This is a genomic window from Anaerocolumna sp. MB42-C2 (assembly GCF_030913705.1).
In the GTDB taxonomy this organism is placed as follows: domain Bacteria; phylum Bacillota; class Clostridia; order Lachnospirales; family Lachnospiraceae; genus Anaerocolumna.
In genome coordinates this window covers 752,406-776,276 of record NZ_CP133190.1, presented here as the reverse complement: position 1 = coordinate 776,276, position 23,871 = coordinate 752,406, and the positions used below count along the sequence as shown (strand labels likewise).

18 protein-coding genes are annotated in these 23,871 nt (G+C 35.2%); 14 read left to right on the top strand and 4 right to left on the bottom strand.

The genetic code is table 11. The features are described 5' to 3' along the window. The first annotated feature begins 10 nt into the window (after nt 1–10). The 12 genes from RBU59_RS03515 (at nt 11) to RBU59_RS03460 (ending at nt 16,408) form a co-directional block, all read left to right on the top strand. Complete coding sequence (locus tag RBU59_RS03515; RefSeq protein WP_308146501.1) at nt 11–1,069, top strand: type IV pilus twitching motility protein PilT; 1,059 nt, start codon at nt 11–13, stop codon at nt 1,067–1,069. A gap of 211 nt (nt 1,070–1,280) precedes the next feature. Further along, a complete protein-coding gene (locus RBU59_RS03510; protein ID WP_308146500.1) occupies nt 1,281–2,495 on the top strand; it encodes a type II secretion system F family protein in 1,215 nt (404 codons plus the stop codon). A gap of 40 nt (nt 2,496–2,535) precedes the next feature. Then, entirely contained in the window at nt 2,536–3,003 is a 468-nt protein-coding gene (locus RBU59_RS03505; protein ID WP_308146499.1) for a type II secretion system protein, read from the top strand. A 126-nt stretch (nt 3,004–3,129) separates the two neighbouring features. Next, nucleotides 3,130–3,921: a prepilin peptidase gene (locus tag RBU59_RS03500; protein WP_308146498.1), complete on the top strand. Its 792-nt coding sequence runs from the start codon at nt 3,130–3,132 to the stop codon at nt 3,919–3,921. 9 nt (nt 3,922–3,930) lie between these two features. Further along, on the top strand, nt 3,931–5,568 hold the full coding sequence (gene pilM, locus RBU59_RS03495) for a pilus assembly protein PilM (RefSeq protein ID WP_308146497.1): 1,638 nt from the start codon (nt 3,931–3,933) through the stop codon (nt 5,566–5,568). Nucleotides 5,569–5,620: 52 nt separating this feature from the next. Next, complete coding sequence (locus RBU59_RS03490) at nt 5,621–6,454, top strand: hypothetical protein (RefSeq protein ID WP_308146496.1); 834 nt, start codon at nt 5,621–5,623, stop codon at nt 6,452–6,454. Between the two features lie 12 nt (nt 6,455–6,466). After that, the gene (locus RBU59_RS03485; protein WP_308146495.1) at nt 6,467–7,798 is read left to right on the top strand and encodes a type IV pilus modification PilV family protein; all 1,332 of its coding nucleotides are present in this window, start codon (nt 6,467–6,469) and stop codon (nt 7,796–7,798) included. A 3-nt stretch (nt 7,799–7,801) separates the two neighbouring features. Beyond that, nucleotides 7,802–9,928: a hypothetical protein gene (locus tag RBU59_RS03480; protein ID WP_308146494.1), complete on the top strand. Its 2,127-nt coding sequence runs from the start codon at nt 7,802–7,804 to the stop codon at nt 9,926–9,928. After that, on the top strand, nt 9,925–10,470 hold the full coding sequence (locus RBU59_RS03475; protein ID WP_308146493.1) for a pilus assembly FimT family protein: 546 nt from the start codon (nt 9,925–9,927) through the stop codon (nt 10,468–10,470). The genes RBU59_RS03480 and RBU59_RS03475 overlap by 4 nt, the downstream gene beginning before the upstream one ends. Before the next feature lie 62 nt (nt 10,471–10,532). After that, nucleotides 10,533–11,129 carry a PulJ/GspJ family protein gene (locus tag RBU59_RS03470; protein WP_308146492.1) on the top strand — a complete coding sequence of 199 codons (597 nt, stop codon included), beginning with the start codon at nt 10,533–10,535 and terminating at the stop codon, nt 11,127–11,129. Between the two features lie 156 nt (nt 11,130–11,285). Further along, complete coding sequence (locus RBU59_RS03465) at nt 11,286–15,947, top strand: DUF5057 domain-containing protein (RefSeq protein ID WP_308146491.1); 4,662 nt, start codon at nt 11,286–11,288, stop codon at nt 15,945–15,947. Between the two features lie 11 nt (nt 15,948–15,958). Then, a complete protein-coding gene (locus RBU59_RS03460; protein WP_308146490.1) occupies nt 15,959–16,408 on the top strand; it encodes a GtrA family protein in 450 nt (149 codons plus the stop codon). Between the two features lie 98 nt (nt 16,409–16,506). Here RBU59_RS03460 and RBU59_RS03455 read toward each other — a convergent pair whose 3' ends face one another. Both RBU59_RS03455 and RBU59_RS03450 read right to left on the bottom strand, forming a co-directional pair. Beyond that, nucleotides 16,507–18,060 carry an ABC-F family ATP-binding cassette domain-containing protein gene (locus RBU59_RS03455; RefSeq protein ID WP_308146489.1) on the bottom strand — a complete coding sequence of 518 codons (1,554 nt, stop codon included), beginning with the start codon at nt 18,058–18,060 and terminating at the stop codon, nt 16,507–16,509. A gap of 314 nt (nt 18,061–18,374) precedes the next feature. After that, entirely contained in the window at nt 18,375–19,190 is an 816-nt protein-coding gene (locus tag RBU59_RS03450) for an alpha/beta fold hydrolase (RefSeq protein ID WP_308146488.1), read from the bottom strand. Between the two features lie 276 nt (nt 19,191–19,466). Here RBU59_RS03450 and RBU59_RS03445 point away from each other — a divergent pair, with 276 nt between their 5' ends. Both RBU59_RS03445 and RBU59_RS03440 read left to right on the top strand, forming a co-directional pair. Further along, nucleotides 19,467–20,126, top strand: coding sequence for an HD domain-containing protein (locus tag RBU59_RS03445; protein WP_308146487.1), 660 nt, complete (start codon nt 19,467–19,469; stop codon nt 20,124–20,126). A gap of 166 nt (nt 20,127–20,292) precedes the next feature. Continuing rightward, on the top strand, nt 20,293–20,781 hold the full coding sequence (locus RBU59_RS03440; protein WP_308146486.1) for a CYTH domain-containing protein: 489 nt from the start codon (nt 20,293–20,295) through the stop codon (nt 20,779–20,781). An 18-nt stretch (nt 20,782–20,799) separates the two neighbouring features. On the opposite strand, the gene RBU59_RS03435 is transcribed toward RBU59_RS03440, so the two are convergent. Both RBU59_RS03435 and RBU59_RS03430 read right to left on the bottom strand, forming a co-directional pair. Further along, nucleotides 20,800–23,016 (bottom strand): sensor histidine kinase, encoded by a 2,217-nt coding sequence (locus RBU59_RS03435; RefSeq protein ID WP_308146485.1) that lies wholly within the window; start codon nt 23,014–23,016, stop codon nt 20,800–20,802. Nucleotides 23,017–23,030: 14 nt separating this feature from the next. Next, complete coding sequence (locus RBU59_RS03430; RefSeq protein ID WP_308146484.1) at nt 23,031–23,726, bottom strand: response regulator transcription factor; 696 nt, start codon at nt 23,724–23,726, stop codon at nt 23,031–23,033. Between the last annotated feature and the right edge of the window lie 145 nt (nt 23,727–23,871).

The following is a 23,871-nucleotide window of genomic DNA, read 5'->3' as shown; positions in this document are numbered from 1 at the left end:
GGAGTAAATTATGGTAACATTAAAAGAGCTATTAACCGTTGCAAAAGAAAAAAAAGCATCCGATCTGCATGTTACGGCAGGTATTCCGCCTATTTGCCGTATCAACGGGGAATTAACGGATCTGGGTTATGATAAAATGCTTCCGGAAGATATGGTGAGCTTATTAGAACCTGTTTTTAATGAGCATACAAAAAATATATTCAATGAAATGGGGGAAGTAGATCTATCATATTCAATTCCTGAACTTGGCAGATACCGTGTAAACATCTTTAGGCAGAGAGGTTCCTATGCCTGTGTTATGCGTTTAGTGGGGACTGATATACCAAAACCGAATGATTTAAATATTCCATTGTCAGTTGTAGACTTAACTAAGAAAAAAAGAGGTTTAATCTTAGTGACCGGACCTACCGGAAGCGGTAAGTCAACTACTTTAGCCTCATTAATAGATGTAATTAATACTAATTATAATTCCCATATTATTACACTGGAAGATCCTATTGAATATCTTCATAGCCACAAAAAGGCTATTGTTAATCAGAGAGAGATTGGACTTGATACAACAAGTTATGCAAGCGCTTTAAGAGCAGCGTTAAGAGAGGATCCGGATGTTATTTTGGTTGGGGAAATGAGGGATTTAGATACCATATCAATTGCCATTACCGCAGCCGAAACAGGACATCTTGTTTTGTCGACACTTCATACAACGGGGGCAGCAAATACAATAGACCGTATTATAGATGTATTTCCGCCACATCAGCAACAGCAGATTCGTGTGCAGCTATCTTCCGTATTGGATTCGGTTATTTCCCAGCAATTAATACCTACGGCGGAAGGAAGCGGAAGAATCGCAGCATATGAAGTAATGCATGCGACTCCGGCAATTAAGAATCTAATACGCGAGGGTAAAACCCATCAAATTAATACAATAATCCAGACAAATAAAAAAATCGGAATGCAAACTATGGATGATGCAATTTTCGAATTATATCTAAACAGAACTATAACTGCAGAAAAGGCCAATGAATTCGCAGGGGATTCCATAGCCATGGAGCGAAAAATAAATTTATAACTCTATTTATGTTGGTAGAATGAAAGATATGGAAAACGTTGTATTATAAAGTCTGATTATTGGGAATTATAGGGAATGATTTTTAAACTTCCAGTATTCACTATGTTGACAGGCATACAAAGCCAGTAGTACAATAGGCCTATAATTTAAAGCAGTAATCAGATACGTTATGAAAGAATAGTATTTATTCTACGATACAAAGGAGGAAATAGTGGCAAGCTTTCGATATGTTTTCATTGACCAAAACGGTAAGCAGAAGACAGGAACAATGGAAGCGGTAGATAAGGATAAAGTAATCCTGACTTTAAAGGCAGAGGATAAAATACCAATTAAGGTAAAAGAGCAGAATTTGTTTACGAAAGATATCAACTTTTCAATCGGCAGTATTGTTAAACCCAGAGAATTAGCAGTATTTTGCAGGCAGTTTCACAGTATCATCTCCGCAGGTATCAGTATTATTCATGCATTGGAAATGTTAGGAGAGCAGACTGAGAATAAAGCATTACATAAGGCAATTAAGGAAACTCAGGCCGGAATTGAAAAGGGTGAAACTTTAGCAGCGGCAATGAAGCTGCAAGGTGATGTTTTTCCCCCAATTTTAATTAATATGATAGAAGCAGGCGAGGCATCCGGTAAGTTAGATTTATCTTTGGAACGTATGTCGATTCATTTTGAAAAAGATGCTAAACTAAAGGCTATGCTTGGCAGAGCTTTTATCTATCCTGCATTTATCGGGGGTGTATCCCTTGGTGTTATTATTCTTATGCTTCTAGTTGTTGTGCCAAATTTTATGGGTATGTTTCGTGGAATGGATATGGAATTACCCACGATTACTTTGACAGTGATTCATATGAGCAATTTTATAATTGCGTACTGGTATTTTATTATTTTATTTCTGGCTTTTCTCATTTTCTTTCTAGTTAAAGTTAAGAAAACAGATTCCGGTAAACTTATATTCAGTAAATTTGGTCTGCGGTTGCCGCTGTTTGGTAATTTAATTGTGAAAACTTCATCCGCACGTTTGGGTAAAACCTTAGGAACTTTATTAGATGCCGGAATTCCGCTTCTGGAAGCGATTGATATAACAGCTAAGAATATGGATAATGTTATTATAAAAAAGGTTTTGATTGAGGCAAAAGAAGAAGTGGCACGTGGAGTACCGTTATCAGAACCCCTGGCAGCCTCCGGTGTTTTTCCGCCAATGGTATATCACATGATTGGTATAGGGGAGGAAACAGGCCATCTTGAACAAATGCTTAATAAAATCGCAGCGTACTATGAAGAAGAAGTGGAAAATACTTCTCAAGCTTTAGTTGCCATACTTGAACCAATGATAATCATAATTCTTTCATTAATAGTCAGTGTTTTATTATTTGCAATAATTAAACCGCTGCTGGCTATGTATCAGAATTTGGATCAAATTTAAATTACAGTTAAAATAAAAAATTATAAAGGAGATTACATTCATGAAAAAAAGGATTAAAATTAAAAATGACAAAGGATTTTCATTGGTTGAGTTATTAGTAGTAATGGCTATTATGGCTATTTTGGTAGGAGCAATTGCGCCTCAGGTTAATAAGTATGTTGAGAAATCAAGAGAATCAAGAGATTTACAATTGGTAAGCACAGTATTTACCGCTGTACAGACAGGAATTGCGACATCAGAGAAACCGGTTGGTGTAATAGACCATAAACCGCTGGGTAATTTATTAGACACTTATACGGAATTTTCTACTGAAACTAAAAACGAAATAAAAGATTTATTAGGTCCTGATTTAGATCAAGATTCTGATTTTAAAGATAAATGCTTATCCAAAAAAGGACATGACGGTACTTTATATGTTGATTACACAGAGGCTGGAAAATTATCAGTATATATCTCAAAAAGTGGAAATATGAATAATGCTGATAATATCGGACCGGTTACCAACTAACTGATACATAAAAATATGCTAAGGCGGAGTTAATCTCCGCCTTTCAATAACATAATCTTATATTGTATCAGTTAAGGAAAACAATTGCCTACTTAATTTATTGGTAGCCATGAAAGAGAGATACATATGACTGCTTTCAATTATATAATAATTTATTTTCTAATCTTTCTATCCGGAATTTTAGCCGGCGGTTTTATAAATCTATGTATCTGCCGAATACCCAACCAGGAAAAAATTATACAACGGTCCTATTGTTCTTACTGTGGTTATCAGTTAAGGTGGTTCGATCTTATTCCGTTAATAAGTTACCTTATGTTAAAAGGCCGCTGTAGAAAATGCGGAAAGAAGATCAGCATACAATATCCCATCGTGGAATTTGTGAATGGTTTACTTTATGTATTTGTTTTTGCCGTAAGAAATGTTCATATTGGAACAGTTGAAATAATGCAATATAACAAAACTACGGTATTATTTTGTTTAGCAGCTTCCGCTTACCTTGTTTTAAGTATTATTGATTTTAGAATATATGAGATTCCAGTTTGTATTAATTATTTTTTGGTGGTAATCGGGTTTGTTCATATTATGCTGGATTCCCGTAACTGGAGGAATTATCTGATTGGATTTTTTACGGTCAGTGTATTTTTATATATTATTTATTTTATTACAAAAGGAAATGCAATTGGAGGCGGAGATATTAAGTTAATGGCAGCCGGAGGTTTGCTGTTAGGCTGGAAAAATATCTGGATGGCATTTTTACTTGGTTGTATTTTGGGATCCGTTTTTCATTTGTTAAGAATGAAAATTACAAACACCGGAAGGGTATTGGCTTTAGGGCCATATCTGTCAATTGGCATGTTTATCGCAATGTTATTTGGTGATACGATATGGAATTGGTATCTTGGTGTCTTTTTTCATTAGGAGGTTTCAATGGCAAAAGTATTAAGTATTGAAATTGGTTTAAATACAACTAAACTCTGTCTGATCGATGCTGGGAAGAAAAAAACCAGGGTATCTCAGGCTTATGTTTTAGATACGCCGGAGGCTGGTTTTGATGATGGGTATATTAAAAATACTGCTGCTTTAGCAGATATAATCAGAAAGAAATTAAGTGAAGCAAAAATCAGGACAAGAAATGTTATTTTTACCATATCCTCCTCGAAAATTGCTAACAGAGAGGTAATCATACCTTTGGTAAAAGTAAATAAAATTCCCACAGTCATTCATGCAGGAATTGAGGATTATTTTCCCATCGATATATCGGAATATAATGTTACCTATACAATATTGGAAAAAGTCAAACGGGAAAAGGAAAAGTACTATAGACTTCTGGTGCTTGCAGTTCAGAATAATCTGATTATGTCCTATTATGAATTAGCTAAGTTATTAAAACTTAAGATTAAAGCCTTGGATTATGCCGGCAACAGTATCTTTCAAATGGTTCGTAAACAGGCTAACAGCGGGATAAATATGTTTATACAGATCAATAAACAGGACACTTTAATAAATATCTTACGAGATGATATCCTGGTATTACAGCGTACGGTTTCTTATGGTTATGAAGCTGTTTTAGAAGCAATAACTGAAAATACTTTATTTGCAGCTGAAACAGAATCCCAGGCTGTTTCCATGCTTAATATGAAAGAAATACTTTATACACGGTTCGGCAACCAGATGGATGAGATCGTATCAGCTACCGCAGCCTCAGAGGAATATGTGAATCAATACGAAGAAATATCTGCAAGAGAAGATGTTACGGATACACTTCATTATTTAATAAATAATATTCTCAGGGTTATGGATTATTTTACGTCAAAAAACCAGGGAGAAAGAATCCAATCTATTTATCTAACCGGCAGCGGATCAGGATTCCTTGGTATAGATCAATTATTTACGAATGAAGTGGGTTATCTTACCAGTAAGCTTACGAATCTAAAGGGTATACAATTTAAGCCGGGCGTCTTACCGGAAAGTTTTACACAGAGTGATTTTATCACTTGTATTGGAGCAGTATTAAATCCAGTTAATATAAAGCCGGGTCACCTGATTGGTAAAAGTGCAATAAGAAGCTCCACCCAGATAACTGGGGTAGTATGCGTTTTGGCCGTTATCATTTCCTCCATGTCGGCAGTCGGTTCTGACGTTATGCTTAAAAGCGTATATGATAAACAAGGTCATATCATGTCCCGGATAGAAGAAATAAAGGATATTGAAGACATCTATACAGAAAATAAAAGCATCAAATATGCCTTTATTACGATGGAATCCATAGATGGCTATAGTTATAGCAATAATGAGAATTTAGGGAAATTATTGCTGGAATTACAGCAAAAACTCCCAGACAAAGTTATTATTCGTTCCTTTCGTGCTACCGGTATGGATATCTTAATGGATATTACCGTTGATTCGAAAGAAACTGCGGCTATGACGCTTAGCCAGTTAAAAAAAGTAAGTTTACTAACCAATGTAACAACCGACTCAGTATCAGAGCAGGCGGATGAGTATGGAATTACAGAAGTGAATTTTTCTGTTACAGCAAATTATGCACTGGTATCAGGGGAAAAGTAGTGAGCCATATGGAGCTTTCAGGCGGATAAAGCAGTTAGGAGGGATTTTGTATATGAAAAATAAAATACAGTTAAAAGGATTAATAATACCTGCTCTTGTTTTTTTTTCCTTATTAATTATCCTTTTAAACTATCAGCTGGTATATAAAAAAAATAGTAAGGATATAAAGGAAGTTAAAACCAACATAACAACTCTCTCAGAAACCTTGTCCGATTTGCAGGCGAAACAGGCGAACAGGGATTCAATCCTGAAAGAAAATGAATCCTTAACACAGCAAATTAATACGAAAATCGTGTCATATGGAAGCGGTACAACAGAAGAAAAAAGTATAGTATTCATAAGCGAAATGGAAAAAAATACAGATATAAAAATAGACACTGCAATATTCTCTAAACCGGAATATTTCCTAAATGGAAACGAAAACGATCAAAATAATAACAGCAATGGGTCGGCAAAGCCGGCCGGTACGGATACTACGGACTATGATATGCCGAATACATCAAATCAATTATCAGAAATAGAGAAATTAGAATCTGACGGGGAAGAAAATGAAACGAATTCGGAGCAAATCCATGGGATAGGTGCTACAAAAACCATAGATATGCAGAAAATAAAAGGGTACAGGTCAACCTTAACCATTACTTTTAAAGTGAGTTATGATGGTTTAAAGCGATGTATTGATTATATAAATAATTATCCGGAAAAAAGAAATATTGATGAAATTACTCTTGCCTATGATTCGGAGACCGGGAATTTGACTGGCTCTATGAAAATCAACATGTATAATCTGATTGGAACCGGAAGGGAATATACGGAACCAATTTTGGGAGGAACGGGTATCGGTCTTGATAATATATTTGGAACGATTGATTTTAATCCTAATTAATGGGAGTTTGTTATGGAACAAAAGAAATTAAGCAATGCCGGCTTTACTTTAATTGAAGCTCTTTTATGTATAGCCGTTCTCGGTTTATTAATTGTCCCTCTTCTTGGCAGTTTTGTGACTACAGCCAAAGTAAATGTGATTGGGAAGAAAAATCAAAAAGCTACAGTACTTGCCGGTAATATCATGGAGTCGATTCAGGCCATGACTTTGGAAGAAACCGCATTACAGTTTAATAATGCTGAGCTTTTTCAAATTATAAACAGTAATTTAAATGGATATAGTACTGGTAATTATCAGTTAAAAGATTATTCGCAGGATGGTTATGGTGAATATTATACTTATGGCGATGGGATTTATCAGAAAATCACCGAAGTAACGAGTCCAAGATCCAGTGTTTTAACTGTCCTCGGGGATGGGACAACCCATAACCATATATTTAATCCCCCTGAAAACCGTACGAGTTTTGTTTTTGGAGTACAGAATTTACTGGATGGGGAAACTGGATATGATGCCCTTATCACTTTGGATACATCCGTTTACAGTGACAGGATAAAGTATGACGATACCATGAATAATTACAAAATGCCAAGCCTGTCTGAATTAAATGAGAATACCGTGGCAATTCTGGATCTGGAAGGAATTAACACAACTTGGTCGGATGACTCGGAGAATGCGGAGCCTACCGGACATATCTCAACAGATGAACAGGCAATTTTGGACTTTTATAACATTTATTTATCCCATCGGGCGTTAGCTGATTCACAATCAGAAGATACCGATCCGATTGGCATGGATGAAATCAAGGATAAAATAACAAAAGATATTGAAGTTTATTTAACGAAAGATGATACATTAAAACAGGTAATGGTGGAATGTCGTATTACTTACCGGTGTGGCCTGGATTTAAATGAAAACGGGGAAACGGAAAAATTACCGCAGGTAAATTTGATATCCGGAGTTTATCCTTATTTCCCAGACAGTAATTATCAATGTCAGGTTTATATGTTTTATACTCCGTCTCAATTCATAGACAGGGATTCTATAAGGATACAAAATGACAGTGTTGATGCTGCAATCTATATAGCCAATCAAAACGAAAAAGCTGATACCCGTGTAACGATTCGGAAGGAAGAAATCAATAACCCAATTACAACACTTTATACGAATTTAAAAAGTTATCAGCTTGATGTTAATTTCCCTGTTGACGATTATAATCTTATCACTAAAACAGAAGATAGTGACCGCGTTTATACCATAACCGTTTCTATTTATCCGGCCGGAGCAATACAATCCGGTCAGTTAACCAAAACGTACGCAGTTCTTACTTCTGCCAAGGAGGAATAAGATATGAAAACATTTTCTCACCGGAATCTAAATAATCGCGGTGTTTCTTTTCTTCTGGTAGTAATAGCATTAGGTTTCATATCAGTGCTTGGTACGATCGTTGCTACGGCTGCTGTAAAAAATATTACTATGAAAACAGTGGATAAGAAATCCAAAGAAGATTTTTACTCTGCAGAAGCAGCCTTAGAAGAAATTAAAGCCGGAATTACGGAAATAACGGCAAACGTAATGGCTGATTCTTATGAAACTGTCTTAAAAGAATATTCCTCTACTAATACGGCACAGCGAAATAAAATTTTTATAAATACTTTTTTAGACGGCATCAAAATGGAGTTACAGGTGTCCCCATCCGATCAGATTATTCCGGCTGCGGTTATAAAAGACCTATTAAAAGAAACAAAAAAAGCAGAAAACTCTCATAACGGAGCTGAAATTATAGGTACTCCGGTTTTTAAGGATACCCTTAAAAATGATAAATCTGTGATGATACAGAATATTAAAGTAGTATATTCACTGGATGGATATACTCAATCGATTACTACCGATCTGAAAATAACCGTCCCTGATATATCATCCCGTAAATCCACAACGGGATTTGCACATATGCCATACAAAGATTTTGCTTTGATAGGAAACCAGGCTATAACGGCAGGTTTCAGTTCCCACAACATAAAGGGAAGTGTATATGCCGGAGCAGATGGGCTGTTAGTGAGTAATGAAGGAAACACCATGAAAATAAACGGTACAAAAATTATTTCGGCAGGTAATATAGAAGCCATGGATAAATCAAAGCTTCTTATTAACGGAAACGGTGCGGAGATTTGGGCCACAAATCTTATAACATCAGGCTCAGACAAAAAAGCAAATACAAACCTGGAAACATCACTTCGGATAGATGGTCACTGTTATATTAAAGATGATCTAATCCTTGATGCAAAAAAAAGCAAGGTTGAATTAACTGGTGAATATTACGGTTACAGTAACGGCACGGATGCCGCGAGTAACAGTGCAATCATGATAAATGCAATAAATTCCTCACTGCAGCTTAAAGGCTTAAGTAAATTATACCTGGCAGGACGGGCTTTTATTTCCATGGATAATACCAATGTTACTTATGAACTGGACCAGGAACACGGGGTTTCAGACCGGGCTAACAGTAATATATTAACTGGCGAATCCTTAATTGTAAAAGGAAGTCAGGGAGCTTACCTCTTACCTGATAAATTTATTTCGGCAGGTCACAATCCTATTACCTGGGATGAATATACTAATTATTACAATAATCCTGACAAGGATTTAATTAAATTAACAGAAGACTCCATTGTATTTACTAATCCATCCATCTCAGCGGAAGAAAGTAAATTATATTATTATGTTGACCCAGTGAAGCCGTTTAAAAAAGAATTTTATAAATTCGGATTAGACTCTAATGTGGTATATTTCTATCTGAATTTTAAATCCAAAGAAGCGGCCACGGACTATTTAAAAAATTATGAAATCTGTTATCCCGGAAAAATTTATAATGGTTTTCCAATTACGGAAATTACCATAAATCATTCCCCAGATACAGTTAATAGTGCCGGTAATCTATTAACTTATGAAGACAGTCTGAAAATCACCCCGGGAAATAACGGTTTGTTTACCAACAACTATGAACTTCAATATAGTAATCTTTCTAAAACTCTGGAAAAAAATATTACAGGAGAGGGAACTGTGTTTGATTACCTTATACACGGAGACAGAATTAAGGAAGACGGAGCCTTAAAGGGAGGACAAGCCTTACTGATCAATAACGGTTATTATTATGTAAACGTGGTAGATAACAGGTCATTTGGAGTTCCCTTGTTTTTTAAGGAAACGAATAAAGAAGGAATTATTATCGCTACAGGTGATATCGAAGTATGTTCGGATTTTAAGGGATTAATTATTTCCGGAGGTAAAATAACTTTATATAACGGGGCCAATTTAAACGCGGATTCAGAACTTATATCCTCCATCTTAAGTGAGAATGCTAAGGTACGCAGGTATTTTAAAGAATTTGACACTAATAATGAAGATGAAACAGGAGCTTCTTTTCAGAAATTTGCTATTACTGATTTGATTCAATATGAGAATTGGAAGAAAAAATGATAAACTTAAGGGAATCAATGAAAAATAATAAAGGATTTAGTTTGTTAGAGCTGCTGATTGTAATCGCGATTGGTGCTGTATTAATCGGAGGCGCAGCATTTTCATTAAACTTACTTAATTATGGAGATGTAACAAAGTGTGCAAGGAACCTTAATGAGAGCATTCGTAATCTGAAAGTGGAATCGGTAAGCAGAAGTACAGAGTATTGTTATCTCATCCTCCGCTTTGATGCGACGGAGGAGACATATTATATGGTGACTGCTGTAAGTGATGAAGAATTAGATGAATTTAATTGGGAGGAAAAAGCACAGATATTAAGTTATCCCCAAAAATTAGCTTCTGGTAAGGTCAATATCTCTTATACAAACAGGTCAGATGGAACCGGCTTGGTAGACTTAAAGGAGAAATCACCGTTAATTATAAGTTATAAGGCTGAATCCGGAGCATATGCAAGCGAATGGAAACAAATTACCCTAGAGTCGAAAGGGATAATCTCATCTATTCATATGGTGACAAAGACAGGCAACCATTATATTAAGTAATTCCATTTTTAATGTAAGCTGAATAATGTTAGAGATCTTAAATTCAGGTGAAGAGGTAAATCATGAAGAAAGTAACGGTGCCAGAAGTAATATATAATCAATCAGATCCGGTATACTTTGATAAGGATAATAAAATAGATAATAACGGGTTTACACTCATAGAATTAATTGCGTCCATGGCAATATTCGTAATTGTATTATCCATAACCGTATCTTTTTTATCCTACGGTGCGAAAAGTTATACAAAAACCAGGAACGAAGCAGATTTACAGATGGATTCGCAAATTGTACTGAATCAGATAGAAGATTTGGCAATTGAAGCTTACTGGATCGATTTTGTTGGGGTTTCTACTAATGTAAAAGCCTTATTATTATATAAAACTGACAATGTTGATATTGTATTTTGGGACAGGGAATTAAAAAAACTATATCTGGTTGATGAAGAAAATATAACAGATGTTGCTTTGGTGTCTCGTATTTCTTATACTGATGAAGAAAATCTGATGGCAGAGAATATAACAAAATTTAATGTGCCGACAAGTTCAGAGGTTCTAAAAAAAGACAGTAAGATTCAGATAGAAATCAGTTTTGAATTAGGTAAACAGGTTTATCCGGCGGTTCTTAATATTCATTTGCGCAATAAAGTTAAGGAACCATAAACGAATTAATTACAATAACCTGTTCCGCCATTGCCAAATGGTATATTCTAGGTGATTGCGAAACAACATAGTTACATAAATATTCCATACAATTCATACGAATTTTATAGCTTCACATGCCTTTAGGAGAATTATCTCATAGAGAGGAGAACCGGAATGAAAAAATACATACTTGGAAGTATCTTGTTCGTAATTTCAGCAATTATTATGCTAAAAGGTATTTCAAGCTATACACAGAAAGAAGAAGTTACAAAAGCTTCCGCTGCTATCTATGGTACAGATGGTATCATTCCGGTTCCCAAAGAGGAGGGAGTACAGGGCACAGCTAATAATCCGTTTGTTATACTTGAGGTGGTTCCATACGAGGGTTATGCGGAAATCGGTTATTTGATCGGTGGATGTGAACCGGTAAAATTGGAAGAGTTAGCTCAGGATGCACAAGCTGCCGGAATTGTTGCATCTACGAAGACTTTGAATTATTCTTACGGATACGAGTATAAATTTGATTTAGAAACAGGGGATACGCTGGGCAGAGGGCCAAAAGACTGGGAATACGTCAATTATCAGACCATGGCTCAATATGGATATTATGAAAAAGTTGAAAATGGGAAGGGTAATTTTGTTCAAAATATTACTTCTCAGACTGTCTTGGAAGCTCCGGCAGGAAATGGGGGATATAATAAGACCAATCTGTATTCCAAAGACAATTATTATACCCTGTATGATACGAAGGTAAAATTTATTCCCGTCACGGAGCAGACACCTCCTGATGTTATACGTTATTCAGCGGAAGTAATTGACCAATACAGCAGTAAAAAGTTTTATACCTATGATAATAAAACAGGTCTATACACATTTAATGACAGCGGCCGTGGCAGTGTGAATGTTTCTTTTCACCGTGATGAAGTGAATGGCAGATATATCGCGGAAGTAATACCCTCAAGCGGTTATATAAGCTGGGATGATATTATGATTACATATAAAAAATCAGATGTTTATATACCGACGGTTGATCAGAACGGCAGACCAAATGGAAAATACAATGTAACTATAACAAAAGCAGATTACACCGATGTGGGTGCCGGTAATGGAAATTTCGTATGGGTACCGAATGAAGACAGTAAAAATTTATCCACGAACCATAATGCCATAAAAATCGGAGATAAAGTTCATACTTACCGTAACCGCTATTATTACCGAAGAATGAAATATACCTTAACAAATAAAAATTATTTCCTGACGGAGTGCTTAGGTATCCCGGAAAATAAAATAAATAATTATTATACGGACGGGGAGGGAAAGTCACATCCATATAATATCCAGGTGATTACAGTTACTCCCCAGGAACTTAACCGTGTTGAAAATCAATCCATTATAGATCGGGCTGATTTAATTTATTTTACTTCCAGGGATCATTTTAACGGAGATTTAGTTGCAGTTTGGGAGAAGTACCATATAGAGAAAAAGTTAAATAATCCTCCAAAAGAGCTTGCAGATATGGATTTAACCTGGGAGACAACGGTTAAAATAGTAAAAAAGGCAGCAGTGTCAAAGGATTCGGCACCGCTTATTTTTGATGTTACGGTTTATACTGAGATATCAAGTGCTTATAAAATGAACGATTCACCGGATAAGTATTACAGTGACGGAAAACCGGTAGATAAAAATATGTTAAAAGCAAATGGCTATTGCAGTAATATAGCTAAATTATTTTTGATGACAGAACAGATGGAGCCGGGCAAATTTTATAATGAATACATAAAAACCGGCAGAATTATATCTGTCCCTACGAAAAATGCAAAGAATAAAGAAGTAGATAAATACGGAACAAGAATGACGACAGGTTATTATACGGAACAAACAAATGAAAAAAGCGCTATTTATTGGTCCAATCAGACCTTTCTTCCTTATGAACTATTTAAAAATTATTTCGATTTAGATAATAATAAGGTATGGGAAACCATTGGAATTGATAACTATCGTATCATTGTTGACGGCGGGGCCTCCAATGTAAGCGTAAGGCATAATGCTTATACTTATAACGGAGATAACAGTATAACACAGCTTTTTATGAATTCCGGCATAAGCGAGAATATTTACCGTAAGGAAGCTTTTGACTTTTTTGAGGAGTTAAAAGGTACCAGACCAAATTCCATCTCTCCTGCAGAAGCAGTTTATTATTTGCTGCACCAGCATAAAATCCGCTATGATAAAGATGTTCTAAGAATACTTGAAATTGAACCTTGTAATGATTTTATATGGGACGGTGATTTTAGTACCTGGGAGACAGGAAAAGAGAACGGTAATGGTTCTCCTTATGCCAGAAATTATTTTACTAAATTATTCCCGAATTTTCATGGAAAGGTTATGATTCAGACCATAACCTCCTCCGAATTTATCGGTTCTAAAACAGACTTGAATGCCAATTATGATATGATTTTTTTCGGTCTGTCAGACGGACTTTTTAACAAAGGAAATACTTCAATTAACGGAACCTGGATGAATAATATTCCATTATATAACGATATTTTATTAAATGGTAAAGTATATCTTCATAACGGTGATAAAATATTAGGGATAAAGAAACTGCGGGGAACCTTAGGCGGAGATTATGACTATACGGATATCTATACTTTTTCCGGTAATGATATTACCAAACTTAAGTTGGATGAACTTAAGAATTTTATGGAGGGAGGTAAACCAATTATATTGGATACCGGATTCTATACGGATTCCGGAAAACGGGTTAATTCTGTCAAAATTGATGCGGAGTCATATATATATGACCTGGCTAATGGGCCTCAGGATGAATTATTTTATGCGGATGGTATTTCCACTGATAAACTGGAAGACTTATTATCCCAACCGGAAACAACACTGAAGCTTGGGTGGAATAACAACTCAAGTCCTATAGAGGGCATTGATTATCCGGTTGTGTATAAAGATAAGACAATATCGGAAAATACTGCTTTATCCGATGATAAAATCTATATCAACGGTCTTGACAGGAACAACAGGACATTACAATACAGATTGAATATCAAAACAGGATCAGATACTGATTATACGGTTAAATTGTATACGGATATTAACGGTGACGGTCGATTTGACGAAAAATCTGAGTGTGCAGAGAATGTAACAATATTGTCTGAAAGCGGAAATGCTGTGACTTTAAATCAGTTAAAAGGAAATACAAATTATACACTAACGTATAAACTGGAACCTGATTTTTCAGGGGTATTACCCTGGAAACTTTTGATTTTTTCGAATAATAATTCAAGTATACGTGATTCTGCCATAAATTATTGTGCTGTAAAAGCTAATGTTAAAAAAGATCTGAATATCCTGCAAATAAAGTCTAATGATGATAATACAATTGATTTATCAGGTAATTCTAAATTTTTAGCATATACAGAAAATTTAACGGATTATAATCTCCATATCATAACCTGGACGGTAGAGGAATTGATACTAAAATGTCAAGGTGGTGAGTATCAGTATATTCTCGAGGATAATGAGGATAATAATTCTATTAACAGGGATTTAAATAAAGCAGTTCCATACTTGGATGATGATGGTGACGGTTTCTATGAAGTAGATATGTTAATTCTGGGATTTGCTCATAGGTATACGGATATTAATTCAAGAAATGCACTGCAGAATATAAAGGATTTTATTAAAACAGGAAAATCGGTTATATTTACACATGATACAACTTCCTATATTAATACAAGCCTGACAAGGTACAAACAATATGGCGGAACAGAAAGTTCGTATTGGGGATATAAGATAAATCAAACTTTCAGGAACATGCTGGGAATGGACCGGTTTGGAGTCACAGGAGCTTTAGGTAAGGAAAACGAAATTCTGGGGCAAGGATTTACCAATCTGCTGCTAAGCTCTAATGCAGAAGCTAATCCAATCGGTGATATAATAAACCGGTACGGCTTTAATATTTATGCCAATCCCAATAACAGCCTTAACCTGGATACTAAGTATGTAACGAATGTCAACAAGGGCCGTATAACATCCTATCCGTACGTGATAGATCAAAATTTTCAGGTCGGTACTACTCACAGCCAGTATTATCAATTGGATATGGAAAATAAAGATCTAATCGTGTGGTATTGCCTGTCAGATGAGAAAAGTAAATTAATTAATTCAACATCAGGTACGGATGCCGGTTTATATAGTTCCACCCCGAATGATGTACGGAATAATTATTACTTATACAGTAAAGGCAATCTTACTTATTCCGGTTTGGGTAATACGGAGCAGGTCAGCGACATGGAAATGAAATTATTTATCAATACGATAGCCGCCGCCTATACAGCTGTACCGAAAGCGCCTCAGATCGTAATAAATAACAGCAATAAATCCACGGGTGAAAACGGTAAGGATTATATATATATCGATTACGATATATATGATACATCACGGGGATTCGGTTCCGATATAATAGATGGAGATATACAGATGCAGAAAGTAAAATTTGAGATTTTAGATTCCAATTCACTTCCGAATAAAAAATTAACTGTAAAATATTTTGAGATAACCGATCAGAAGGATGGCACCAGAACCGAATCGGAATTAACGAATATCAAAACAAAACTGTCAAGTTCCAACGAAGAGACGGGACAAATAAAAAGCGGAGAAGAGTATTATATTGAGCTACCATTAACGGATTTAGCGATGTATAATAAAGGAAAAGATATATCCATCAAGGTATTTCTGACCTATGATGGAAACTTAGAAAATACACTTACATCGGTTAAAGAGTTTACTTTATTCCGAAGAGGTTTATTTGATTTAGACTAAAGGAGAAATCAATGTTCCAAAATTCACCGGAAGCATTTAAAGCCATATGGAAAAGAGTTGTAAACAGGGAGACAGTCACCTATGGAATCGCAGGAGTTCTGACTACTCTGGTAAATTATGCGGCATATTATATATTCTGCAACAGAATCGGAATAGAGAATCTGATCGCTAATATAATAGCCTGGATAATAGCAGTAATTTTTGCGTATGTTATTAACGATATATGGGTATTTAAAGATCATATATCAAATATTCGGCTTGAAGTTATTAAAGTTATTAAATTTTTCGGTGCCAGATTGTTTTCTCTTATTGTGGAAGAAGCCGGTTTATTCCTATTCGTAGATTTGTTATCCTTAAATAATCTCGTAGTAAAAGCTGCTCTGGCAGTGATTGTAATCATTTTAAATTATTTCTTCAGCAAGCTCTATATTTTTAAAAAAAGTAGGATTGAAATAGTTTAGATCCTTCGTATGGTTTTGTCAGGCAGGCCATATTATATAATTAAGGGCTATTGCATCATTTTTGGTTATGCAATAGCCCCTATTAGTTATCATTCATTTTAAATTCTTGTAGACCAATCCGTACAATCCCAGACTTTCGTTGCAAAATCTTCATAAAAATCAGGTTCGTGGCAAATTAAAAGAATACTTCCTTTATATTCGGTAAGAGCTCTTTTTAATTCTGCTTTTGCATCCACATCTAAGTGGTTGGTCGGTTCGTCCAATAATAAAACATTGGATTCTCTGTTAATTAACTTGCATAATCGTACTTTTGCCTGCTCGCCGCCGCTTAAAACCCTTACCATACTTTCTATATGCTTTGTAGTAAGACCGCATTTAGCAAGGGCGGAACGAACTTCGTACTGGGTAAAGGATGGAAAATCCCGCCAGATTTCTTCAATACAGGTATTATTCTTAGCTCCGCTCATTTCCTGTTCAAAATACCCCTGATATAAATAATCTCCAAGGGTGACTTTACCCTCAATTGGGGGGATCAGACCGATAATACTCTTTAAAAGAGTTGTTTTACCAATACCGTTAGCTCCCTTTAACACAATTTTATCTCCGCGTTCCATGGTTAAAGTTAATGGTTTTGACAAAGGTTCATCATAACCGATTACCAGATGTTCCGTCTGAAAGATAAATCGTCCGGCCGCCCTGGCTTCTTTAAAGTTAAATTCCGGCTTTGGTTTTTCTTTAGCAAGTTCAATTACATCCATCTTGTCCAGCTTTTTTTGTCTTGACATAGCCATGTTGCGGGTAGAAACCCTGGCTTTATTCCTGGCAACGAAATCCTGTAGTTCGTTGATTTCCTGCTGCTGCTTTTTATAAGCAGATTCCAGCTGGGCTTTTTTTACCTCATATACTTCTAAAAATTTATCATAATTTCCGACATAACGGTTTAATTCAGCATTTTCCATATGATAGACGATATTAATTACACTGTTAATAAAGGGTATGTCATGTGAAATTAATATAAATGCATTTTCATAGTCCAACAAATAACGCTTAAGCCATTCTATGTGTACCGTGTCCAGATAATTGGTGGGCTCGTCCAATAATAATATGTCCGGTTTTTCTAATAATAATTTACCTAATAAAACCTTTGTTCTTTGACCGCCGCTTAGTTCCGTAACATCCTGGTCTAAGCCAATCGCGTCCAGTCCAAGAGCCCGGCCGATTTCTTCTACTTTTGAATCAATTACATAGAAATTATTGTTATCCAGAACATCCTGTATTGTTCCGAATTCCTCCATAATAATCATAAGTGCATCAGGATCTGCATCAGCCATCTGGTTACAGAGTGAATTCATTTTTGCTTCTAATTCATACAAATAAGAAAAGGCGGATTTTAGAACCTGGCGGATAGTCATACCTTTTTTAAGTACGGAATGCTGATCCAGATAACCAACTCTGACATTTTTAGCCCATTCAATATTACCCTCATCAGGCATTAACTTACCGGTTACAATATTTAAGAATGTAGATTTGCCTTCCCCGTTGGCACCGACCAGACCGATATGTTCCCCTTTTAAAAGACGAAATGATACGTTATTAAAAATAGCTCTGTCTCCAAAACCATGAGTGAGATTCGATACATTTAAGATGCTCATACATGCTCCTTGCTCGATTTATTATGTGTAACTTAAGGGTTACCTTATAGATTATACATAAATTTTATATAAATTCAAGTGAAATATTTTATGTAATTATTACAATAAATGTTTTTATTGATAAGGTACGGTAATAGGTTACACTCTTAAAATAACTGGTTTCAATCAGGTGAGAGAGTTATATTTCCTGGTAATTAAGGTTACATTGTTTACGGAAATGTTACATACTATATGAGAAAAAATAAACGATACATAAATTACCTGAGAAATATAACCCCATATCCGTTCAAACCTTGTAATAATTCATAATATAATTATGTTTCAATGAATTTCCTCAATTCCAGATTAAATTTCCCATGTTCTTCATAAAATAAAGCATGACCGCTGTTAAGGAAGGGGATAAGACGAGAATTTCTGATTAATTCATTTTGTGCCTGGCCCAGCGGAAAATAACATACCTCATCATGCACACCATGAAGTATTAAGGTTGGTGCAACGATTGCAGTTAAATCAAAAAACAGACTTTCTTCACCAAGCCAGGTATTTGCAATTTTAGCAGTAGCCCAGGAAGCAGCCATAAGCCCCAGACTAAATAACCAGTCTTTCATTGGTTCCCCTACCTGCTGATAAAAAAAGATATCTCCAAAGTCACGAAGCATTTTCGGCCGGTTATGATAAGTTCCTTTAATAATATCCATTACAGCTTCCCTGGTCTGGCCATATGGAAAATAAGGTCTTCTGATCAGACTTGGAGCTGCGGCTGCGCATAAAACCAGCTTAGCAACGCCATATTCCCGATGCCTTGCCATATAACGAACGGCAATAGCTCCTCCGGTGGAATGACCTACCAGTGTAATGTTATTTAATCCTAAAGTATCAATGACACAACGAACATCATCGGATAGACGGTTATAATCATAACCGTCAAATGGCCTGTCGGATAAACCATAACCTCTTTGATCTAAGCCGATGCAGCGGTAACCTAATTTCGGCAGATTGTTAAACTGATATTCGAATAAATCGTGACTTCCGGGCCAGCCGTGTAAGAATAAAATCGTTTTTAGACCCTTGGGATTGATATCTTCACAATAAAGATTTACATCCTGTTCCACATTTATATAGTATCCCAATAAAATACCTCCATAATATACTTTTCTATTAGTTTATTCCCGGAAATTAAATATGTTATCAAGTATAGAAAATATTAAATTCCGGTATAAACTTTACAGTGTATTAACATTACGATGATGTAAATATGTAAAAGTGTTTCTTGTACTTCAGGGTCAAGAAGTGTATAATATCAAAAAGTGTTTATATGGTTAATTATGAAATTTCAGGGAAGTATGATATTAGTTTTTCTGCAGATTTGAATAAATAAATGGGAAGAAATCTTAAGGAGATAATTCATGATAACTTATAATGAAATTAAAAAGAACAGACAAATAAAAACATATATACAAAAAGCAGATGAATCGTTAATCGCATTAGGATATACGGAACATAGTTTTGCTCATGTGGGAATCGTTGCTGAAATGGCAAAATATATATTAACTACTATGGGATATCCTGAAAGGACCATTGAACTTGCTCAAATAGCAGGATATATGCATGATATCGGTAATGTAATAAACCGTGTGGATCATGCTCAGAGCGGGGCAGTTATGGCTTTTCGTATTTTAGATAAAATAGGCGTGGATGCAAATGAAATAGCAACTATTATTTCAGCCATAGGGAATCATGATGAAAGTACTGCCGTACCGGTAAACGAAGTGGCAGCAGCATTAATATTGGCAGATAAAACCGATGTACGTTATACAAGAGTCAGAAACAGGGATTTTACCAGCTTTGATATCCATGACAGAGTTAATTATGCGGTCAAAGAATCAAAAACGATTATTAATGAAGAAAAAACCAAAATATCGCTTAATCTTACAGTAGATACGGAATTTTCTTCTGTAATGGATTATTTTGAAATATTTCTTGAACGTATGATCTTATGCAAAAAAGCCGCTGAGAAATTAAAGCTTAGATTCCAGCTTGTTATAAATGGACAAAAATTATTATAGTTAATTATTAAAAACCTGAGGAAATAATTAATAAAGGTCAGAACCTGTCACAGTTGATGGCAATAAACATTATGGTATTAAGGAAGTTATAGAAAAATAGATTCAGCGAAAGGAATAACCGGAAAAGCATCCCAGGCAGTTTTGGGATATGCAATAGGTGTAAAACATGGAAATAGAACGTAAATTTAAAATAATTCACAAACCGGAGGGGCTAAACCGATACCACAAAAAACAAATTGAGCAGGGTTATCTTTGCACAGATCCGGTTATACGCATTCGTAAAAGTAATGAAGAATATTATTTAACTTACAAATCCAGACTAAATATGAAAGAAAATCCAAAGGGTATTGCGTTGGCTTGCGAAGAAGTGGAATTGCCCTTAAGTAAAGAAGCATATGAGCATCTAAGAAATAAGGTGGATGATCATCTGATTACAAAAACCCGGTATCTGATTCCTATTGGTAATAATTATATTGCGGAATTAGATGAATTTCATGGATCTCTGGAGGGATTAATATTTGTTGAGGTGGAATTCCCGGATGAAGAAAAGGCTGAAGCTTTTCAACCTCCGGAATGGTTTGGAAAAGATGTATCTTTTGATAAACGTTATAAAAACAATTATCTTGCAACGATTAACAGTCTTTTTGAGCTTTAATATCAGGAGAGGAAGATGTCACTGTCGTGACAGCGCGTCATCAGCGCCAGAGTCTGACAAGCCAGACTCTTTCTTAATATGGAATCGCTTAAACCTTAAGATGGCTTTGAATAAATCTCCGTCCAGTTCAATATCAAATACTGCATCCTGGAGTGATGCCAAACTTTTAGCGATAGACAAACCTAAACCACTGCCTTCCGTATTACGGGCTAAATCGCCTCGGACAAAACGCTCCATTAATTCGTCGGAATTAATATTTAACTTATTCGCAGATATATTTTTTACAGAAACCGTTACGTTATGATCATCAGTAATAATATCAACGTAGATTCTGGTGCCGCTTAAAGCATATTTATTTGCATTAGAGAAGATATTTTCAATGATCCGATAGGTACTCCGACCATCTGCCATAATATAAATGGGTTCTTCTTTCATGTTTAAAACCACTTCTAAATTATGATCGATAAAACGGTCTTCAAATTCTCCGATGGACTGTCTGACCAGTTCAACCAGGTTGAGGCATTCCAAGTTTAAGGAAATAGCGCCAGAGGATGCCTTGGAGGCTTCCATGAGGTCTTCGATTAATGTTTTCAGCCTCCAGGTTTTGGTAGATAAAATATCCAGATAACCTTTGGCAGTATCGTTTTCCAGATTTTCTTTCTTTAACAAATCCACATAATTTATAATAGATGTTAAAGGTGTCTTAATATCATGGGACACATTAGCAATTAATTCAGTCTTAAGCCGTTCACTTTTTAATTTTTCATCTACAGCGGCAGAAAGACCATCACCAATATTATTAATATACTCAGCTAACGTAAGAGCGGGTTCATTCATAGGTGAAACAGGTATTTTATGTGTCAGGTTACCATCCGCTATTTTTTTAATCTCTTTTGTAATTATATTGTAATCAATTGCGGCTTTTAAGAAAATGTAACCTAAATAGAGATAACCGGCTGCAGAAACCACTAAAAATTCTTCTTTTCCATGGAAAAAAACAGGATAGTTATATAAATAAAAAGCAACGAATTGTATTGCTGCAAATAACATTAAAATGGCAAGAACACGATAAGTTATATTTTGCTGTGCAAAAAAATCATGGATAAACAGGTGGAGATTTTTTAAAAAACGAACTATAAGGGAATTCTCAAATAGTATATTTGCTTTAATTCTACGAATCAGACTTAATAATCCAAACATACAGAAAGGATATAATATTAAATATGCCAGCAAAATTAAAAAATACATATCTAATCTAAATTGCCGATGTAATATTAAGCAGACATTATATGCTATAAGACTTAATAGAATAATTCCCGATACCACAAAACAAAATCCGAGTTCGGTAAACCATCGGTCAAAACCATTTACTATAATGGTGTCCGTACCCTTTTTATGACCGGATAAAGTAATGGCGATTCCCAAAAATAACAATAGAAACAGAAAGGATACAGGAACCGGATATAAGGAATTCAGGTAATTATCATGCAGTTTCTGAAATTCCTGATACATGAAACCGAATTCGTCATTATGGTTTGGAAAGCTGTTTACTATGGTAGTACAGATAATATATTCTCCTCGGCTTTCATCCGGTTTTACATATTTACTTACAAAATTACCGTTAATATAATCCATTACCCACCTAAGATTCTCATCATTAAGGTATTGATAGTCCCGGTTTACATTTGTGGCATAACGTTCCGTTTTAGTGTTAATGATCAGATATGCAGGATTTGTTCTTACACTTTCCAGATAGGCATCCATAGCATCGCTGCCGTATTTTTTGTTCAAGGCCGCCAGAGTTTTTTCAAGATCGGAGGAATAATAAATCTTACCTGTTTTCAGATTTTTGACATAATATAAAAAATTACTGTTAGGCTGGTTTAAAATTGCATTATAATAATCAAAATCTGCCTGTTGTTCTTCCGTATCGGAATATCTGGGTTTTTCTTTGTCTGTCTTAAATAATTCGGATAAATCCATGGAAGAAGAGTTATAACCTAAACTGCCGGTGTAACCTTTCTCCCGGTAGTCAGTGTATACTGCCACACGTTCAACATACTTTAAGTATTTACTTTGAAATTCAGAGGTTTCTTTAAAATCATTCGTACTGGCAGAATAGGAATCCAGATAATTTAATATATGATAGGACCCGATCAGAAGATTAAGGCCGCACAGAAATAGAGCTATATGTACTAAAACCTTCATAAGGAAGGAACCTTTCACTTTATTCATTGTACAATTTCCTTTCAGTATTTTTCTACTTTATATCCAATCCCCCATGCAACTTTTAAATATTTCGGCTCTTTTGGGTTGATTTCTATTTTTTCACGTATATGCCGGATATGAACGGCAACAATATTGTCAGCACCATAAGAAGGCTCATTCCAGATCAACTCATATATTTCATTGATGGAAAAAACTCTACCTTTATTTTTTACTAATAATTTCAACAGGTTATATTCAATTGGAGTTAGTTTTATAAGTTCATCATCAACATATACTTCCTTACGGTCATCATTTACCACCAAACCGCCGGAAGAATATATATTCTGTTCCTCTGTAACAATACTTCCAAGTTTGGTATAACGTCTGAGTGCGGATTTCACCCGGGCAATTAATTCTAAAGGGTTAAAAGGTTTTGTTATATAATCATCCGCACCAACATTTAATCCCAGAACTTTATCACTGTCCTCTGATTTGGCAGTCAATAATATTATAGGAAGAGTACTGTTGTTTTCTCTTAATTTCATAGTGACACGGATTCCATCCATCTGGGGCATCATAATATCTAATAAAGCCAGGTGTATTTCATTGGAATTAATAATTTCAATCGCTTCTTTTCCGTTGTAGGCTTTAATTACATTATAACCCTCTGCATTCAGATAAATTTGAATTGCTTCTACAATATCTTTATCATCATCACATACTAATATGTTATACATTAATCGATCCTCCCTGGTTCCCTGTGTAATATCTTATATTATTATATATTATTCTGGAGAAAACTTCTATATTTATGTAGTACGGTAAACAATTAAATTCATCGCTGTTGAGTTGCAGCTTTCTTAAAAATTCTTCAGCGGTACT

Excerpts from the sequence above, each read along its gene's own strand:
- RBU59_RS03515 (WP_308146501.1), top strand. The coding sequence starts at position 11 with ATGGTAACATTAAAAGAGCTATTAACCGTTGCAAAAGAAAAAAAAGCA.
- RBU59_RS03505 (WP_308146499.1), top strand. The coding sequence starts at position 2,536 with ATGAAAAAAAGGATTAAAATTAAAAATGACAAAGGATTTTCATTGGTT.
- RBU59_RS03500 (WP_308146498.1), top strand. The coding sequence starts at position 3,130 with ATGACTGCTTTCAATTATATAATAATTTATTTTCTAATCTTTCTATCC.
- pilM (WP_308146497.1), top strand. The coding sequence starts at position 3,931 with ATGGCAAAAGTATTAAGTATTGAAATTGGTTTAAATACAACTAAACTC.
- RBU59_RS03490 (WP_308146496.1), top strand. The coding sequence starts at position 5,621 with ATGAAAAATAAAATACAGTTAAAAGGATTAATAATACCTGCTCTTGTT.
- RBU59_RS03485 (WP_308146495.1), top strand. The coding sequence starts at position 6,467 with ATGGAACAAAAGAAATTAAGCAATGCCGGCTTTACTTTAATTGAAGCT.
- RBU59_RS03480 (WP_308146494.1), top strand. The coding sequence starts at position 7,802 with ATGAAAACATTTTCTCACCGGAATCTAAATAATCGCGGTGTTTCTTTT.
- RBU59_RS03475 (WP_308146493.1), top strand. The coding sequence starts at position 9,925 with ATGATAAACTTAAGGGAATCAATGAAAAATAATAAAGGATTTAGTTTG.
- RBU59_RS03470 (WP_308146492.1), top strand. The coding sequence starts at position 10,533 with ATGAAGAAAGTAACGGTGCCAGAAGTAATATATAATCAATCAGATCCG.
- RBU59_RS03465 (WP_308146491.1), top strand. The coding sequence starts at position 11,286 with ATGAAAAAATACATACTTGGAAGTATCTTGTTCGTAATTTCAGCAATT.
- RBU59_RS03460 (WP_308146490.1), top strand. The coding sequence starts at position 15,959 with ATGTTCCAAAATTCACCGGAAGCATTTAAAGCCATATGGAAAAGAGTT.
- RBU59_RS03455 (WP_308146489.1), bottom strand. The coding sequence starts at position 18,060 with ATGAGCATCTTAAATGTATCGAATCTCACTCATGGTTTTGGAGACAGA.
- RBU59_RS03445 (WP_308146487.1), top strand. The coding sequence starts at position 19,467 with ATGATAACTTATAATGAAATTAAAAAGAACAGACAAATAAAAACATAT.
- RBU59_RS03440 (WP_308146486.1), top strand. The coding sequence starts at position 20,293 with ATGGAAATAGAACGTAAATTTAAAATAATTCACAAACCGGAGGGGCTA.
- RBU59_RS03435 (WP_308146485.1), bottom strand. The coding sequence starts at position 23,016 with ATGAATAAAGTGAAAGGTTCCTTCCTTATGAAGGTTTTAGTACATATA.
- RBU59_RS03430 (WP_308146484.1), bottom strand. The coding sequence starts at position 23,726 with ATGTATAACATATTAGTATGTGATGATGATAAAGATATTGTAGAAGCA.